The 2,588-nt window shown below is 35.4% G+C and carries 3 protein-coding genes; all 3 read right to left on the bottom strand.

Going from position 1 to position 2,588, the window contains the following annotated elements; all coding sequences use genetic code 11:
• A partial coding sequence (locus L6Q46_RS13580) for a DNA repair protein RadA (protein ID WP_291284757.1) occupies nucleotides 1-832 on the bottom strand: 832 nt, incomplete at its 3' end.
• Between the two features lie 6 nt (nucleotides 833-838).
• Nucleotides 839-2,053, bottom strand: a complete 1,215-nt coding sequence (locus tag L6Q46_RS13575) for an alpha/beta hydrolase-fold protein (RefSeq protein WP_291284756.1) — start codon at nucleotides 2,051-2,053, stop codon at nucleotides 839-841.
• A 39-nt stretch (nucleotides 2,054-2,092) separates the two neighbouring features.
• On the bottom strand, nucleotides 2,093-2,588 hold a 496-nt coding region (locus L6Q46_RS13570; protein ID WP_291284755.1), incomplete at its 5' end, for a TIGR00374 family protein.

Raw genomic sequence — 2,588 nt, 5'->3', positions numbered from 1 at the left:
ATGGATTGTCTACTTCGCGTAAGCCTGAACCTTGCATTTCGTAAATGCCTAATTCGGCAGTAGAACCAAAACGGTTTTTTAACGAACGTAAAATGCGGTACACGTGATTTCTATCGCCTTCAAATTGTAAAACGGTATCGACCATGTGTTCTAAAATCTTTGGTCCAGCAATAGTTCCGTCTTTGGTTATGTGTCCAATTAAAAGTACGGGTGTATTGGTTTCTTTGGCAAATTTTATCAACTCAGCCGTACATTCTCTAATCTGAGAAATACTTCCCGCAGAGGATTCAATATAATCCGTATGCAAGGTTTGAATCGAATCGATAATCACAATATCGGGTTCAATTTCCAAAATTTGACGGAAGATATTTTGGGTTTTGGTTTCGGTTAAAATGTAGCAATTATCGCCATTAGAAGTAATGCGTTCGGCACGCATTTTTATCTGTTTTTGGCTTTCTTCTCCCGAAACGTAAAGGGTTTTGTAGGGTAATTTTAAAGCAATTTGTAATAGCAATGTACTTTTTCCAATTCCTGGTTCGCCACCTAACAACGTAAGAGAACCCGGAACCAATCCGCCACCCAAAACCCGATTCAACTCGTTATCTGTCGTGTTCAATCGGATTTCTTGTGCGGTGTCTATTTCTTTTACAAGTAAAGGTTTAGTTGCGGCTTTTGAAGTTGCGGTTGTGGTTTTCCAAGCTACTTTTTCTTCTTTTTGAACCAATTCTTCAACAATGGTATTCCATTCTTTACAAGCGTTACATTGCCCTTGCCATTTTGAATATTGGGTGCCACAATTTTGGCAAAAGAAAGCCGTTTTTACTTTACTCATTTTGTTTTATTCCTGTTTTTCTGTTGGTTCTTCTGTTGGAGTTTCCGCTGGAACTTCTGCTGGAGCCTCTTCAGTTGGTTTGTCTGGTTTTCCTTTTAAAGCTTCTGCACGATTTAGCATGAAATCTTTAGTTAATTCACGAATTGCTTCTTGTGTAAAAGCTTTTTGATAGGTTTTAATTGCTCTTTTGTAGTTACCTGTTTTTTCGTAATACACAGCTTCGTGATACGTTCCTAAAGTGGTTTTAGGGTAATGTTTATTAGCGTAATCACTTAAAGGAAGTAACTCATTATAGGCTTTGTTTTTCATGATTGCTGCTTCAATAGCTTTAAAGTCAGATAATCTTGGTTTCATTTTAAAGCCGAAACGTTTTTCTAATTCGTCATATTTGGCAATTAAATAATCGGTGTAACCTGCATCTAATTTTAAAATTTTATCTTGAAATTCCACCATAGAAATCGGTTGGTAACCATCAAAAATAAAATAAATAGCATTTGGCACCGCTTTAGCAACTAATGAATAATGCGAAGCGCCTTTGAAAGCATCGTTTTGATATTTAAAAGTAGCATTTGGAATAGCTTTGATATTAGCATCTAATTCTGCTGCTTTTTCGTTGATTTCTTTTAAATCACCTTCTCCTGTTGCTTGATAATAGAAAACAGGTTTGGTCATTTTAGCCAAACGTTCTGCTACACGTTTTTCCATTTCTGGAGCCATTTCTGGAGCTAACGAAATGTAAGCGTTGAAAATCGGATTATCTTTGTACAAATAAAAGTTCAAGAAACCGGCAGTTGTGTCATGTCCAGCAACCATTCGGAAAGGAATAGTGCGATACGTTTTGTCTACATAAGGATATAGTTCTTGTCCAATGAATTCAAAGAAATTTGCTCCTGTACCAGAAGGAAATCCCGCCTCGTCAAATTCACTATCTGCAAAACGAGTTTCGCCATAATTTTGATTTACAGCGATGATGATCATTTCTGGTAAATCGTCCCAATAAGCGCCATATTTTAGAATTCCTTCAAAAGGATCTAGTAGGTATTCGCCATCTAAAATTAATAAAGTTGGGTAGCTTTTTTCTGGGCTAGTTGCGTATGATGGTGGTGTTACAACCGTAAAAGTTCGTGTGCCTAATTTCTTAGATTCGATGGTTTCTGGTGTACGCTGTGCAAATAGACATGACGATACCAGTAAAGCAAAAAGGAAAAGTTTGGTTTTCATTTTAAATAGTTTGGTTAAATAGATTAGCAATTTACTAATTTATTTTTTATTTAAAATAGGTAAAAGCAAATAAGATAATAATCCTAAGAAAATGGTTAAAAGTGTTTGAGAAACCCAGATTAAATAACCAAAAGCAGTTCCAATTCCTTCCGAAATTCCGTACAAGCTTAAAATAGAAGCTACCGCTAAAGGATAAGCGCCTAATCCGCCATTTGTAAATCCTACAGCTAGTGTTCCGAAAATAAATCCCATCACTACAACATCAAAACTAATATCAGCTGTTTCAGGTAGGGCAAAAATGGTTACATAAAACATCGCTAAGTAAGAAAACCAAATAAAGAATGAATGAAAAATATACTTCCATTTGTCTTTCATTTTTAAGATGCTTTGCATTCCTTCGATTAATCCTGAAAGTTTTTGTTTTAGTTTTAAAATGATTTTCCATTCGGCATAAATCCAAACGAGAATAAAAATGATAAATAAAACAATTCCTAAAACTCCAGTCCAAATTAAAGTCTCAAATTCTACCCCGTTA

Origin of the sequence: Flavobacterium sp. (genome assembly GCF_023151265.1) — a bacterium.
Classification (GTDB): Bacteria; Bacteroidota; Bacteroidia; order Flavobacteriales; family Flavobacteriaceae; genus Flavobacterium.
Note: the sequence above shows the minus strand (reverse complement) of the source record. Positions and strands in the feature narration are given on the sequence as shown.

Excerpts from the sequence above, each read along its gene's own strand:
- L6Q46_RS13575 (WP_291284756.1), bottom strand. The coding sequence starts at position 2,053 with ATGAAAACCAAACTTTTCCTTTTTGCTTTACTGGTATCGTCATGTCTA.